The 15,079-nt window shown below is 69.5% G+C and carries 9 protein-coding genes; 8 read left to right on the top strand and 1 reads right to left on the bottom strand.

Annotation, left to right across the window (positions count from 1 at the left end):
- Positions 1-115 precede the first annotated feature (115 nt).
- The 8 genes from ABJF88_01685 to ABJF88_01650 all read left to right on the top strand — a co-directional run bounded on the left by ABJF88_01685 (position 116) and on the right by ABJF88_01650 (position 13,786).
- Positions 116-499, top strand: coding sequence for a DUF559 domain-containing protein (locus ABJF88_01685; protein MEP0545621.1), 384 nt, complete (start codon positions 116-118; stop codon positions 497-499).
- 126 nt (positions 500-625) lie between these two features.
- On the top strand, positions 626-2,113 hold the full coding sequence (locus tag ABJF88_01680) for an SET domain-containing protein-lysine N-methyltransferase (GenBank protein MEP0545620.1): 1,488 nt from the start codon (positions 626-628) through the stop codon (positions 2,111-2,113).
- A gap of 159 nt (positions 2,114-2,272) precedes the next feature.
- Complete coding sequence (locus ABJF88_01675; protein MEP0545619.1) at positions 2,273-4,447, top strand: hypothetical protein; 2,175 nt, start codon at positions 2,273-2,275, stop codon at positions 4,445-4,447.
- Between the two features lie 68 nt (positions 4,448-4,515).
- Complete coding sequence (locus tag ABJF88_01670) at positions 4,516-6,738, top strand: T9SS type A sorting domain-containing protein (protein MEP0545618.1); 2,223 nt, start codon at positions 4,516-4,518, stop codon at positions 6,736-6,738.
- Positions 6,739-6,811: 73 nt separating this feature from the next.
- A complete protein-coding gene (locus tag ABJF88_01665) occupies positions 6,812-8,467 on the top strand; it encodes a hypothetical protein (GenBank protein MEP0545617.1) in 1,656 nt (551 codons plus the stop codon).
- A 28-nt stretch (positions 8,468-8,495) separates the two neighbouring features.
- The gene (locus tag ABJF88_01660) at positions 8,496-11,408 is read left to right on the top strand and encodes a TonB-dependent receptor (GenBank protein ID MEP0545616.1); all 2,913 of its coding nucleotides are present in this window, start codon (positions 8,496-8,498) and stop codon (positions 11,406-11,408) included.
- A gap of 12 nt (positions 11,409-11,420) precedes the next feature.
- A complete protein-coding gene (locus ABJF88_01655) occupies positions 11,421-12,437 on the top strand; it encodes a PorV/PorQ family protein (GenBank protein MEP0545615.1) in 1,017 nt (338 codons plus the stop codon).
- Between the two features lie 62 nt (positions 12,438-12,499).
- Positions 12,500-13,786, top strand: coding sequence for a hypothetical protein (locus ABJF88_01650; GenBank protein ID MEP0545614.1), 1,287 nt, complete (start codon positions 12,500-12,502; stop codon positions 13,784-13,786).
- 75 nt (positions 13,787-13,861) lie between these two features.
- Here ABJF88_01650 and ABJF88_01645 read toward each other — a convergent pair whose 3' ends face one another.
- Complete coding sequence (locus ABJF88_01645; GenBank protein ID MEP0545613.1) at positions 13,862-15,064, bottom strand: dipeptidase; 1,203 nt, start codon at positions 15,062-15,064, stop codon at positions 13,862-13,864.
- Positions 15,065-15,079: the final 15 nt, after the last annotated feature.

Genomic DNA, 15,079 nt, shown 5'->3' with positions numbered 1-15,079 from the left:
CTCCCACACGTACACACTCCTACACCCTTCGTCCAAGGTGAGACGTTAGAGTCCACGTCCCCCCTCCTCGGAGGAGGGGGGCAGGGGGAGGTCCGCTACATCTGCCACACCGCACATGGCCCGCAAGCGATTCTACGACAATCTCAAGCGCTTGAAGCCCGTCCGCCGCACGCTCCGCCGCCGCGCGACCCCGGCCGAGCGTGCGCTGTGGCAAATGCTCCGTCGCGGCCAACTCGACGGTGTTCGGTTCCGACGCCAGCATAGCATCGGGCATTTCGTACTCGACTTTTACTGCGCTGAGTTCGGACTCGCCGTCGAACTCGACGGGGCGAGCCACGAGGGTCCTGCGCGGAGGGAGTATGACGCGGAGCGAGAGGCGTTTTTGCGCACGCGGGGTGTCCGCGTGCTGCGTTTCGAGAACCGGCTCGTGTTCGAGCAGCCCGAGACTGTAATCGATGCGATCCGCTTCGTGCTGGAAGAGCGACGGGGGGAGCATTGAGGGGGTGCCGTTGAGGACCTCCCCCTGTCCCCCTCCTCAAAGGAGGGGGGACGTGGACTCCGACGCGGCGCAGGATTGCTGACGTGGCGTAGACTTCGCGTTCCTGCTATCCAACCACTCTTTTCGATGCGCGTCTGCGTGCTCTGTTACCACGTCGAGGATTCCGAGCAGCCGCTCGCGGCCGACGACATCCCGTACGACCCGACGGTCTACCTCGACGGGCACGAGGCGGACCTCGTGTACCTCACGAAGAAGACGGCCGTGCCGCAGCTCATCGCCCTCGCGCGGGAGGGGTACGACGTCTTCCTCAACCTGTGCGACGGCGCGTGGGACGCGGACCAGCCGGGGATCGAGGTCGTGCAGGCGCTGGAGCGGCTGGACCTCCCGTTCACTGGCGCGGACTCCCGCTTTTACGAGCCGTCGCGCGAGGCGATGAAGCGCGTAGCACGGGCGTGGGGCATCGCCGCGCCTGCATCGGTAATGGTCCGGCGGCTGGACGATGTGGTGCGGGCCGAGACGCTGCGGTTCCCGCTCATCGTCAAGCACCCGAACAGCTACAGCAGCATCGGGCTCACGCGCGACTCCCGCGTCGAAACGGCCGAGGCGCTGCGCGAGCAGGTCGAACGGATGATGGAGACGTACGGCGGGGCGCTCGTCGAGGAGTTCGTCGAGGGCCGCGAGTTCACCGTGCTCGTCGCCGAGAACCCCGACGATGCGGAGCAGCCGACGGCCTACGTCCCGATCGAGTTCAGCTTCCCCGAAGGCGAGACGTTCAAGCACTACCACCTGAAGTGGGTGGATTACCACGGCATGCACGCCCGCCCCTGCGCCGACGACGCCCTCGCCGAGCGGCTGAAAGAGGCGGCGCGGCGCGTGTTCGTCGGCCTCGGCGGCGTGAGCTACGGGCGGTGCGACTTCCGCGTCGACGCGGCGGGCGAGGTGTACCTGCTGGAGATCAACCCGAACTGCGCGATTTTCTACCCGCCCTCCGACCCCGGCAGCGCCGACCTCATCCTCCAGCACGACGAAGCCGGCCATCGCGGCTTCGTCGCCCAAATCCTCGCGGCGGCGCTCGCGCGGCACCGGCGCGGGCATGAGCCGTGGGAGGTCCGCGAACGCCCCGGCGGCGACTACGGCACGTTCGCCACCGAGCCCATCGCCGAAGGCAAGACGGTGCAGCACTACGAGGAGCAGCCGCATGTGCTCGTCACGCGGAGCCACGTCGAGCGGCACTGGGACGAGCGGCGGAAGGACTGGTTCGCCCGCTACGCGTGGCCGCTCACCGACGAGGTCTGGGTGATGTGGAGCGACGACCCGGAGGAATGGCGGCCCGTCAACCACAGCTGCGACCCGACGGCGTGGCTCGACGGGCTCGACGTCGTCGCGCGGCGGCCGATCGCGGCGGGGGAGGAGGTCACGCTCGACTACGCCACGTTCTACGGCGAGACGATGCCGGACTTCCCGTGCACGTGCGGTGCGGCGAACTGCCGGAGTACCGTGCGCGGGGCCGATCATCTGGGGCCATTCCTCGTGCCCTACGGGCCGCACGTTTCCGACTATGTCCATACGCGCCGGGCGGAGCGGGAGGGCACCGGGGCGTCCCCTCGACGTTAATCCTCAGTTAAGCCGCTGTGCCGGCTTTCTCTGGGTGCAGGCGGGGTGTATGTTGGCGATGCGTGAGCCCCGTCTCCACCCTTCCGCGTCCCGACTCCCACCTTCTGCATGTCCGCTTTGCGCTCTGTGCTCCGCCGGGTTGGTCCGGTTCTCCTTCGCGTGTCCGTCGCTGTGCTCCTCCTCCTCGGGGCTGTTCCCGCGCAGGCGCAGCCGTTCGAGGAGGCCACGCACGACATCGGCAACCTCGGGTTCACGGTCTCGAACGCCGGGTTCTACGGCAACCCCGCCGTCCGCGGCACCGCCGGCTCCGGCGACCCGTCGATGGAATACCCGCTCGAGAGCGGGATCGAACACCTCTTCGAGGCCGGGCTCTGGGTCGGTGCTCGCCGCGCCGATGGGCTCCTCACCGTCCGCACGGCGGCCGTGACGAGCTCGGCCGGCTACCAGCCCGGCTCTACGGGCTACGAGACGACGCAGGCCAGCCTCATCCGCCGCCAGTCCTCGCTCCCGACCGACCCCGCGTTCTCGCCCCTCGCCATCAGCCAGCAAGACTTCATCTCGACCTTCGTCGACACGGCGAGCGTGGTGCCGGGCACGTTCACGCCGACGCCGGACCCGGCGGGCCAGCTCGGGATGTCGGTCGAGAGCCGGAGCTACGCGTGGAGCTTCCCCTTCACCGAGTACTTCGTCATCGTCGAGCACGAGATCACGAACATCTCCGACCAGCCGTGGGATTCGGTGTGGGTCGGGATGTGGGACGACCTCGTCGTCCGCAACATCATCACGTCGGGCGATCAGGGCAGCGCGTTCTTCAACAAGGGCGCGCGCGGCTTCCTCGGCTATCCCGAGTACGCTGACGACGGCACGCTCGTCGACGCCGCGCCCGACAGCCAGTTCGTCTCGTACGCGTGGAACGCCGGCGGCGACGAGGAGAGCCTCAACACGTACGGCGCCATCACCTTCCTCGGTGCCGAGTGGGACGACCCGAGCGACGGCACGCGCTTCTTCCACCCCTTCTTGCAGGAGGAGTACCGCGCGCTCGGCTACCCCGCGCCCCGCGCCAACCCCCGCTGGTGGAAGTTCTCCGGTACCGGCGTCCTCAACCGCCCGCAGAACGACCTCGAGCGCTACGAGCGGATGACGACGCCGACCCCGCTCAGTGAGCCGCTCCCCGGCGACGCCGTCCCGCTTCGCGAGCGCCTCGCCACCGACGGCCTCACGTCGGAGGGCAACTGGATCAGCGCGTTCTCCGTCGGGCCGTTCCCCCGCGTCGCGCCGGGCGGCACGATCACCGTCACGTGGGCGTTCGTCACCGCGCTCAAGCCCCCCGCCTTCCAGGGGCTCGGTAACCGCTCCGTCGACACCGAAGAGAGCCGGGCGCTTCTGCGCAACAACGTGTTCTGGGCGCAGCGGACCTACACCGGCGAGGACTTCAACTACAACGGCGTGCTCGACCCCGGCGAGGACGTCAACGACAACGGCGAGCTCGACCGCTACCTCATCCCCGAGCCGCCGGCGTCGCCCGGCCTCCGCGTCGAGGTCGAGCAGGGCCGCGCGATCCTCTACTGGGACACGGCCTCTGAGGACAGCGTCGACCCCATCACCGGCCGCCGCGACTTCGAGGGCTACCGCATCTACCGCACCGATCCGGGTGACGACCGCGACGGCAACCTCTTCGGCGAGGCCGACCTCCTCGCGCAGTACGACGCCGCCGGCAACGAGGTTGGCTTCAACACCGGCTTCGACGCGATCCGCCTCGATGCGCCCGTGACGTTCCCCGGTGACCCCCGGAGCTACGCGTACCGCTACGTCGCCGAGGGCTTGCTCAGCGGGTGGCAGTACGGCTTCGCCGTGACCGCCTTCGACGAGGGCGACCTCGCCGCCGGGCTGCCCACGTTCGAGTCGAGCCGCGCGACGAACGCCGTCCGCGTCTTCCCCGGTGCCGACGCCGTGACGGGGAGCGACCGCCCGACGCCCGTCGTTTACCCCAACCCGTACCGCGTGCAGGCCGCGTGGGATGCCGACACCGGCAGCGGGAATGTCGCCCGCAAGCTCTACTTCTCCGGCCTCCCGGCCCGCGCCGAGATCCGCGTCTACACCGTCGCCGGCGAGATCGTCGCCGAGATGCAGCACGACGCGGGGGAGCGCACCGGCAGCGACATCGGCTGGTACACCGCGCTCAGCGGCGACAACCGCGTGACGGCCGGCGGCGAATACGCGTGGGACATCCTCTCCGAGAACGGCCTCCAGATCGCCGGCGGCCTCTACCTCTTCTCCGTCCGCGACCTCGACACCGGCGACACGCAGACCGGCAAGTTTGTCGTCATCCGCTAGCTTCCGCACCCCTGCTCCTCGCGCTCCGGCGCGCTTCCTATTCCTCCGTCCACAATCCGACTCCGACCATGAAAACCGCTACCCGATTGCTCGCCCTCGTGGCGATGCTCGTCCCCTTCGTTCAGACGGCGGCGGCGCAGACCGAGGTGACGATCCGTGAGATCAACAGCGTCCCCACCGAGAACCTCGCCACGCTTCAGGCGCTCGGCATCGACGCGACGCAGGCCGATGTGGACGACAACATCACCTTTCCGCTCGACGGGCAGGAAGTGCTCTTCACGGCCGTCGTGCTCACGGACCCCTTCAACTCCGGCAACGCCTCGTGGGTCGACGCGACGAACACGCCGGGCCGCGTCCACGTCTTCGTCCGCGACACCACGGCGAACTCCGAGGGCTACGCCGGCATGACGATCCAGATCGTCGACGGCTCGGCCTCCGTGCTCACGATGGTACCCGGCTCCGTTTACGACATCATCGGCACGGTCGACCCGTTCGGGACGACGGTCCAGATCAGCCCGAGCGTGTTCGAGCTCGTCGGGACGTACCAGAGCCTCGGCCTGCCGGACGCGATCGTCGAGCCGATCGCGGTCTCGACGGACGACCTCAACCGGGTCGTCGGGCAGGACGGTGACGGCAACGACCTCTACCAGGCCAACTGGACGAACTTCAACGTCTACAACAACGAGTACGTTTTCTTCGACGAAGCCGTCGTTGAGGCGAGCGTGGCCGCCGACGCGGGCCGCCCGAACTTCCAGTGGCGCTCCTCAGGCGCGAGCGCCGTGGTGAACTCCGACGACATCTCGCTCCGCTACCGCAACGACCGCAACGGCGGGCCGGGCTACCCCAACCCGCCCTACGCGACGCGCTCCCCCGAGGACCCGTTCGTGCCGCCGTCCACGGGCGCCGTCATCCAGGTCCAGGGCTTCGTCAGCTTCCCGACGTTCGACTTCGATAACGACATCGAGCCCGGTGCCGCCGCGTTTACCGTCGCGCCGTGGACAGACGACGACCTCCAGTCGCTCGAGTCGCCGCCGGTCTTCGGCGCGATCCAGGGTCCCGACGACGTGCCCGGCGACGCGCCGGTGACGATCTCCGTCGGCGTGACGCAGGGCTCCGCTCCGGTTGCCAGCGTCGTGCTCTCGTACGAGTCGACGGACGGCGCCTCCGGCGACGTGACGCTCACCGACGACGGCTCCGGCGTCTTTAGTGGCCAGGTCCCCGCCGTCGCCGACGGCGCGTTCGTGACGTACTCCATCACCGCGACGGACACCGACGGCGACTCGTCGACGAGCCCCGCCAGGACGTACCGCGTGCTCTTCAACGGCATCCAGCGCATCGAGGACATCCAACTCACCGCGGACGGCGGCCCCGGCGCCAGCCCGTTCGCCGGCATCACGACGACGAACATCGCCCTCCAGGGCATCGTGATGAGCGACGTCGAGACCTCGGGCTTCCTCACGATCCAGGACAACGAGACGCTCGCCCCGTGGACCGGCATCTTCGTCGAGGTCACGGTCGACATCGCGGGCCTCGGGCTCCAGCCCGGCGACCGCGTCTCGGTCTCCGAAGCGACGATCGCCGAGAACTTCGGCGTGACTGAGCTTCAGGACGCCACGCTGACTGTGACCTCGAGCGGCGATCCCTACGCTTACAAGGTCGTCCCGACGGGCGTGCTCGCGCAGGACGACGCGACGGCGGAAGCCCACGAGGGTATGGCGCTTCGCTTCGTGAACGTCACGATTACGCAGGAGAACGCTGACCCGGGCGCTACCAGCACGGGCTGCCCCGAAGGGGCCGGCTTCGGCGAGTGGGCGTTCTCCTCGGACGGCACGGAGGCGAATGCCATCCGCGCCGACGACGCCTCCGACGCCATCGACTGCGGGTTCAACATCGACACGTTCGACGACGGGATGATGGTCGGTGCGATCCAGGGGATCTGGACCTTCTCCTTCGGCAACTACAAGCTGCTGCCGGAGAGCGCGGATGACATCATGATCACGGTCGACGCCGAGAGCGACGCGCTGGCAGCCGGCTTCGCGCTCGACCGCGCGTTCCCGAACCCGTTCTCGTCCGCGACGAAGATCGCGTTCGAGGTCGGCGAGGCCGGCCCCGTCTCGCTCGTGGTCTACGACGTGCTCGGCCGTGAGGTCGCGGTGCTCGTCGACGGCACGCTTGCGGCGGACCGCTACGAGGCAGACTTCGACGCGGGCGGCCTCGCCGCTGGCGTTTACGTCTACCGCCTTACCGCGGGCGACGTGGTCCTCACCGGCCGCATGACGCTCGTCAAGTAATCCCCCCTAGAGCCGATGAGGGGCCGGGTCTGCCCAGACCCGGCCCCTCGCGCTCTTCCTCAACGCCCAACCGATGTACCGACTCAAGGTCTTCCTGCTCTGCCTCGGGCTCCTCGCCACGCCCGCCCTCCTCGCCGCGTGCGACGGCGGCATCTCGGGCGACATGAACGCGAACCAGCCGCCCGACACCGAGCTCGCCGTCCGCGTCTCCGACCTCACCGACGTGCTCGACGAGGACCAGCGGTTCACGAGCCTCGTCGAGGTGAACTGGGCCGGCACCGACCCCGACGGGTTCGTCGAGGCGTTCGAGATCCGGTTCTACGATGAAGCGCAGACCGGGACGATCGGCGACGCCGAGGGGTGGGCGCGGACGACGCGGCGCGACTCGCTCGTGCTCCTCCCGATCCCGCCGGGCTCCCCGATCGCGAACGTGGCCTTCGAGGTCCGCGCGATCGACAACGAGGGGCTCACGGACCCGACGCCCGCGCGGACGGTCTTCCCCGTCCGCAACTCCCCGCCGACGCTGCGCATCAGCTCCGCCGAGGCGCCGCCGGACACGACGTGGCCTGCCGCCTCGTTCGCCTTCTCGGCGGACGACCTCGACGGCGTGATTAACCTCGCCGCCATCGAAGTCGCGCTCAACGACACGACCGCGGGCTTCGTCCGCCTCCCGGCGGATGTCGACTTCATCACGCTCGTCGCCGAGGACCCCGGCGCGGCGGAGACCGAGGCGCGCCTGCTCCTCGGCCGCAGCGGCGTCCCGTCGGAGTTTAGCGTGCCCGGGCTGCGGACCGACGCGGTGAACACGATCTACCTCCGCGCCGTCGACGCGGCCGAGTTTCGGAGCGAGACGGCGGTGTATCCCAACCCGGACCCCGACGCGGGCGAGACGTGGTTCGTGCAGCGCGTGACGAGCCCGATCCTCCTCGTCAACGACTACCGGAAGAGCCGGAACTACCTCGTGCTTCCGTACCACCGCCGGATCCTCGACGAGTACGCGGGCGCCGGGAACTACGACGAGTGGTACCTCGCCGAGCCGTTCCAAGAGGGCTCGACGCAGGTGCTGGCTTACAGCGACAACCTCCCGTCGAACCCGGACCCGACGCTCCGCGCCACGCTGGACTTCTGGGACTATATCTACTGGGTCTCGCTCAACGCTACAAACCGGGCGGTCGGTAACAACCTCCCGCTCGTCGCGGGCTTCCTCGACGACTTCTTCGACCGGGGCGGGAGCCTCTTCGTGAACGTCCCCGTCGGGCTGCCGTCCGTGCCCGAGGACAACCTCGGTAACAGCGCGCTCGCCGTGCTCCCGCTCGCCGGCCTGCTCGACTTCGGGCCGGGGAGCGAGTACGAGGAGTACGCCCAGGCGATGACGCTCGACCCGCGGGCGGAGCTCAGCCCGGCCGACGCGCTCCCGAGCGGCACGACGCTGCCGCCGCTGGAAGCGACGCGGGCGATCCCGCTCTTCGGCTACCCGGTCAGCGCTGGCGCGCGCACGCTCTACACCGGCGAGCTGACGGGCCAGCTCGACGAGGGCAACGTCAACGTGCCGTGGCCCGGCCCCTCGGCGCTGGCCTCGCTCCGCGGCGACAGCCGCGTCGCCCTCCTCGCCGTCCCGCTCGTGCGCGAGCTCAACGGCGGGCCGTACCTCGTCGGGACCGACGGCGACGCCGACGCCCCGATCGAGGCCGTGAAGTTGATCCTCGACGCCCTCGACTTCCCCCGGTAATCCCGCTTTGACTCTCTCCCCACCGCCCATGCGTTTCGCGCTGCGCCTCGCGCTCGTTCTCCCGCTCCTCGCCTGCTCGGTCTCGATCGCCGCGGCGCAGGGCCGCCTCGTCGGCACCGTCACCGACTCCGACACGGGCGAGAGCCTGCCCGGCGTCAACGTCCTCGTCCTCGGCACCAGCCGCGGCGCGGCGACGAACTTCGACGGCGAGTACGCCATCGAAGGGCTCCGCGCGGGGGACTACACCGTGCAGGCGTCGTTCGTCGGGTACGAGACGAAGCAGTTCACCGGGATCGAGGTCAACACCGGTGGTGTCACGACGCTCAACATCGAACTCGGCGAGGCCGTGCTCGAAACCGGCGGCGAGATCGTCGTCATCGGCGAGCGCCCGCTCGTCGACGTCGAGCAGTCGTCGAGCGCGTACACGGTCGGGCGCGATGAGATCGCGGCGGCGCCGGTGCGCGAGGTGCAGGCCGTCGTCGCCACGCAGGCGGGCGTCGTGCAGGACCCGACGGGGCTCTACATCCGCGGCGGGCGGGCCGACGAGACCGGCTTCATCGTGGACGGCGTGAGCGCCAAAGACCCGCTCTCCGGGACGGGCTTCGGGCTCGACCTCGGGGCGAACGCCTTCGCCGAAGTCGAGGTCACGACAGGCGGCGTCGGGGCCGACATCGGCGGGGCCACGTCCGGCGTCGTCTCGGTGACGACGCGCGACGGCGGCGACGAGTTTGGCGGCTCGTTCTCGCACAAGCGCGACAACGTCGGCTTCAACGACGACTGGGGCTCGACGTGGAACCAGGAGATCTACGAGGCCTCGCTCTCCGGCCCGATCCTCCCCGGCAAGCTCCGCTTCTTCAGCTCCGGCCAGGTCCGTTTCTCCGACGAGTTCACGCGCTTCGTCTCGACGCCGACGCAGGTCGAGTCCTCCCTCTTCGACGGGACGGGCTGGATGCCGCGCACCGACAACCGCTGGAGCGGGCTCGGCAAGCTGACGTATCTCCCGAAGCCGGGGATGAAGCTGCAGGGCAGCTACCAGCGCTCGCTTACGGTCAACCAGAACACGCGGATGCTGCAAGTGACGGGGAACGATGACGTGATCCGGCCCGGCTACCAGTACGCCTTCGCGCTCCAGCCCGACAACGCGAACACATACGCGCACGACAACAACATCGCGTACCTCAAGTGGACGCACGTCCTCAACAACCAGTCGTACTACGAGGTGCAGGCCAGCCGGCTCTTCACGCGGCTCCGCGCCGACGCGAACGGCCGCGACTGGCGGCCCGACGACGTCAGCGCCGAGCTCGACCCGGCCAGCATCGTCGACTTCCCGGCCTCGCTCTTCGTCGACGCGAATGGCAACCCCGTCGACCCGAACGTGCTCTACGTCCTCCCCGGGCCGGGCCTCTTCAACAACGGCGGCCTCGCCACGCGCTGGCACGACCACTTCGCCGAGGAGGTCGTGCTCAAGGGGAGCTACACGCGGTTCACCGCGAACCGCGGCTACGAGGTCCGCGCCGGCTTCGACGTGAAGCTCAACGACCTCCAGTGGATCGACATCATCCGCCCGTGGATCGGCGCGCCGATCGTGACGGCGGAGGGCGACACGACGCGCTCGAACCGGCTCGGCGAGGCCTCCGACGTGTGGCGGGTGAAGCCGCGGCAGACGGCGCTCTTCGTGCAGAACCAGTTCCGCTACAACGGCCTCATCGCGAACGTCGGCCTCCGCGCCGAATTCTGGGCGCCGGGCAAGTACGTCGACGACCTCGTGGCCGACAGCGTGTACACAATCCCCACGGCGATCCGCGAGGGCTACCTCGACGAGTCGTTCGGGCTCTTCGGGCTGCGCTGGAAGACGCGGCTCCTGCCGAAGCTCCGCGTGAGCTTCCCCGTCCGCGAGAACCAGGTGCTCTTCTTCAACTACGGGCACTCGATGCGGCAGCCGCACCCGACGTTCGTCTACACCAACCTCGACCCGTTCTACCAGGACCGCTCGTTCTTCGGCGACCTCGGGAATCCGAACCTCAACCCCGAGGTCGACATCTCGTACGAGCTCGGCTTCCGCAACCAGATCACGCAGAACGACGCGCTGACGGTGACGGCGTTCTGGCGCGACAAGTTCGACTTCATCACCGTCGCGAGCGTGTCCGTCCAAGACGCCACGGGGCGGACGACGAACCGCGCGCTCCGTGTCAACGGCGACTTCGCGCGCGTCCGTGGCATCGAGGTCAGCTACATCAAGCGGATCGCCGACTGGTTCCGCGGCCAGATCAACGCCTCGTACTCCCGCGCTACCGGCCTCGCCTCGACCAACTCCGAGGCGCTGCAGGACCTCATCCAGGACGGGAATGTGGACAACACGTTCGAGACGCCGCTCGCGTGGGACCGCCCGCTCGATATCAAGGCGAGCACGACGTTCTCCTACGACCGCCCGAACGCGCTCTGGGGTGTGCCCGGCCTCAACCGCTTCCAGCTCTACCTCTCGTCCACGTTCCGCAGCGGGCAGCGCTACACGCCCGTCGAGTTCATCGGCAACGAGGTCAACCCGTTCACCGGCGACCGCGACTGGCGCCCGATCTACGAGACCGTCGACGACCCCGAGCGGCGGTTCTCCGAGGTCGGCAAGGCGTGGTGGTGGTTCGACTTCAACCTCCAGCGCCGCGTGGCCGTCGTCGGGCAGGACCTCGTGTTCTCGCTCGAAGTAACGAACGTGTTCAACCAGCAGAACGCCGTCCTCGTGAACCCCGTGACGGGCGAGGGCTACCCCGACGTCGAGGCCGGGACGGACTTCACGACGCTCCGTGGCAACAGCGCCTACGACGTGGCGAGCAACCTCCGCGACCCGCGCTACGAGGACCCCAACACGAGCGGGCTCCCGCCGCTCAACCCCGCCCGCTTCCTCCCGCCGCGCCACGTCCTCATCGGCGTGAGCTTCGAGTTTTAACCGGCCGCCCGCATGCGCTTCCTCCTCGTTCTCTTCCTGCTCGCGGCAGCCGCGCCGGCGAGCGCCCAGCTCCTCCCCGCCTTCGGCGAGGACCGGGCCGGGACCTCGGGCTTCCAGTTCCTCAAGGTGCCGGTCGACGCCCGCGGCGCCGCCCTCGGCGGGACCGTCGTGGCGAGCGCCGACGACGCGAGCGCGCTCTTCTGGAACCCCGCCCTCGCCGCGCGCGGCGGCACGCAGATCGGCCTCGCGACGGCCAGCTACGTCGCCGACGTGAAGCTCCACTACGCCGCCGGCTTCACCCAGATCAACACGCCGCTCGGCGCGGCGACGGTCGGCCTCAGCCTGCAGGCGCTCGACTCCGGCGAGATGGACGTGACGACGGAGTTCTCCGGCCCCTCCGGCACCGGCGAGACGTTCCGTCTCGTCGACATCGCCCTCGGTGTGACGGTCTCGCAGGCGCTCACCGACCTGTTCTCCTACGGCGTGACCGGCAAATACGTCCGCGAGTCGGCGGCCGACGTCTCTGCGCAGGCGGGCCTGCTCGACCTCGGCGTGGCGTACCGCGTCGGCGACACCGGCGTCCGCTTCGGCGTGGCGATCCGCAACTTCGGCTTCCAGATCAGCCCCGGCGGCACGATCGCGCGGACGACGCTCGACGGCACCGTAGAGGAGGTGGAGTTCGAGGGGATCGAGCCGCCGACGACGTTCCTGCTCGGCGTGAGCTACAAGCCGCTCCAGGCGCTCGGCTTCGACACAGGCGGGCCGCACGATGTCACTGTCTCCGGCCAACTCACGAACCCGAACGACAACGCCGAGCGCTTCAACATCGGCACGGAGTACGTCTGGAACGAGACGCTCGCGCTCCGCGCCGGCTACGAGTTCGGCCTCGAAGAGGCGACCGTGCCCAGCTTCGGCGTCGGCCTCGTCGTGCCCGGCCTCGGCCCCGACCTCCGCGTGGACTACGGGTTCAACCGGTTCGACCGGCTCGGCAACATCCACCGCATCGGCCTCAACCTCCGGCTGAACTGATCTCGCTGCGCGGGCGCAGCATGCTGCGCCTCGACGCTTCCCCCTCGCGCTTCCGTCTCCCTATGCGCTTCGCCCTCCTCTTCCTCGCCCTCGCCGCTCCGCTCGTCCTGACGGGGTGCGACGGCGTCTTCGGCTCCAAAGACGACGCCACCACCGACGAGATCTTCGACGAGGGGCAGGTCGACCCGACGCTCCTCGACGAGGTCGGCTACGTCCCGCTGAACCCGTTCTACACGCAGGGCGCCGCTGGCGGCACGTTCGACCAGCCGGTCGACGTCTACGTCGGGTACGACGAGTTGATCTACGTCGCCGACGCCGCCGGCCTCCACGTGCTCGACCTCGCCGGGCGCCCGCAGCGGCTCGTCACCGAGGCCGCGGGGCAGCCGCTCCGCGCCATCACCGCCGTCGTGCAGGACCGCAGCCTCGACCTCCTCGTCGCCGCCCGCCGCGACACGACGCTCGGCGACCGGACGTGGGACCTCCCCGTCGTCTACCGGCTGAGCGGCGTGACGACGGGCGCGCCGACCGTCGAGGACATCGTGTGGCACCCGTTCGACGACCGCTCGCGCTCGAACAACCAGTTCCGCGATCCGCGCACGTACTCCAGCGGCTTCTCCGACGAGGACGCCTCCTTCACCGACGTCGCGCCGCTCGCCGATAACAGCTTCTACGTGTCGCGCAGCGGCCCGGTCAATACGCAGGGCCAGGGCCTGCCGTCGATCGTGCGGCCGTTCAACGGCGTGCTCGCGTTCACCGAGGCCGGCGAGAACACCCGCTACATCAGCGCGCTCAGCGCGACGCAGCCCAGCCTCCTCAGCGCGGTCTACCCCTCGGCCCTCGCCACCCCCATCGGCCCGCCGCAGCGCACTACGTTCACCGACGCGCAGGACTTCTTCGTCGCCCAGGACCCGCCGACGCAGGAGGTCCGCTACCCCGTCCTCTCCGTCCTCGTCGTCGAGACGCCGCTCGGCACCGAGTTCCGCGTGAACACCGACCTCCTCGGCGTGACGGCGAACCCCGACAACGGCGACGGCTTCCTCTACGAGGACTTCGGGATGCGCGGCCCGACCGGGCTCGCGATCGCGGCCGACGAGACGGGCTACCTGTTCGCTACGGACGCAGAGACCGACAGCCTCTACATCTTCAACCGCAACGGCGTCGAGGGCGTCGCGCCGCCGCCCGCCGCCGGCTCGATCCGCCCAGTCAACGTGTCGTTCGGCGGCGAGGGGAGCGGGGCGCTCTCGTTCCGCGACCCGCAGGGCGTGGCCTACTTCGACCGCATCGTCTACGTCGCGGACATGGGCAACAACCGGATCGCCCGCTACCGGCTGAACACGGACTTCGAGTAAGTGATCCGTGTGCCATCCCGTAGAGACGCAGCATGCTGCGTCTCTACGGGATGGCACACGGTCCAGTGTAGGACGTCAGCCTTCGGTCCGCAGTCCGGCCGCAACGCGCTCGGCGTCGGCGAGGACGCGGAGGGTGTTGCCGCCGAGGATCTTCCGCACGTCCTCCTCGCTATAGCCGCGCTTGAGCAGGCCGTGGGTGAGGTGCGGTAGCTTCGTCGCGTCCTCCATCCCGCGCGGCAGGAACGGTACCCCGTCGAAGTCCGACCCGAGCCCGACGTGGTCGATCCCGGCGACCTCGACGGCGTGGTCGATGTGGTCGAGGATGTCGGCGAGTGTCGCGTCGTTCGTGCCGTCCTGCGCGATGTACTTCGAGAAGAAGTTGATCATGATGACGCCGCCGTTCGCGGCGAGCGCGCGGAGCATGTCATCGGTGATGTTGCGCGGGTGGTCGGTGAGGGCGCGGACGGAGGAGTGGCTGAGGATGACGGGCGCTTCGGTGACGGCGAGGGCGTCGTAGAACGTCGAGTCCGAGACGTGCGAGAGGTCGACGAGCACGCCGAGCCGGTTCATCGCGCGGACGAGATCGCGGCCCCGGTCGTTGAGCCCGTTCCAGCGAGGTTCGTCGCCGGAGGAGTCGGCCCAGCCGTTCGTGTTGGAGTGCGTCAGCGTGACATAGCGGATGCCCGCCTCGGCGAGCCGTTCGAGGACCTCGACGGAGCCCTGGAGCGCGTGCCCGCCTTCGAGCCCCATCAGCGGCGCCCGCTTCCCCTCGCGCGCGAGCCGGACGACATCGGCCGTGGAATACGCCATCTCGATCCCGTCGAGCGCAGCCATCTGCCGCTCGGCCTCGGCGATCATGTCGAGCGCGCGCTGCGTGGCCGCGGGCGTCTCGCCGTAGGAACGGGAGACGTAGATCGAGAAGAACGGCGCGTCGAGCCCGCCCTCCGTCATCTTCGGGAGGTCGACGTGCTGATCGCCCGCGCGCGGCGGGTGGCGCTCGCCGAAGTCGTAGCCGTCGTCGAGCATGAGCGACGGCGTGTCGATGTGGCCGTCGGTGACGATCGCGTCGTAGTGGATGCGGAGCGCCTCGGCCCACAGCGGGTCGTCGGCGAGGAGGCGGCTGCGCTCGGGCTCGCCGAGGCGGACGGCCCCGCCGTCGCTCAGGAGCGAGTCGGGCACGGCGGTGACGGGCCCACTCTGCGCGGCGGAGTCGGGAGCGCTGGAGCAGGCGGCGAGGGTCGCCGCGAGGACGATGGGGACGAGGCGGGGGAGGGGCACGGGCGGTGGGGTCGA

Source organism: Rhodothermales bacterium (assembly GCA_039944855.1).
Lineage (GTDB): Bacteria > Bacteroidota > Rhodothermia > Rhodothermales > JANQRZ01 > JBBSMX01.
Note: the sequence above shows the minus strand (reverse complement) of the source record. Positions and strands in the feature narration are given on the sequence as shown.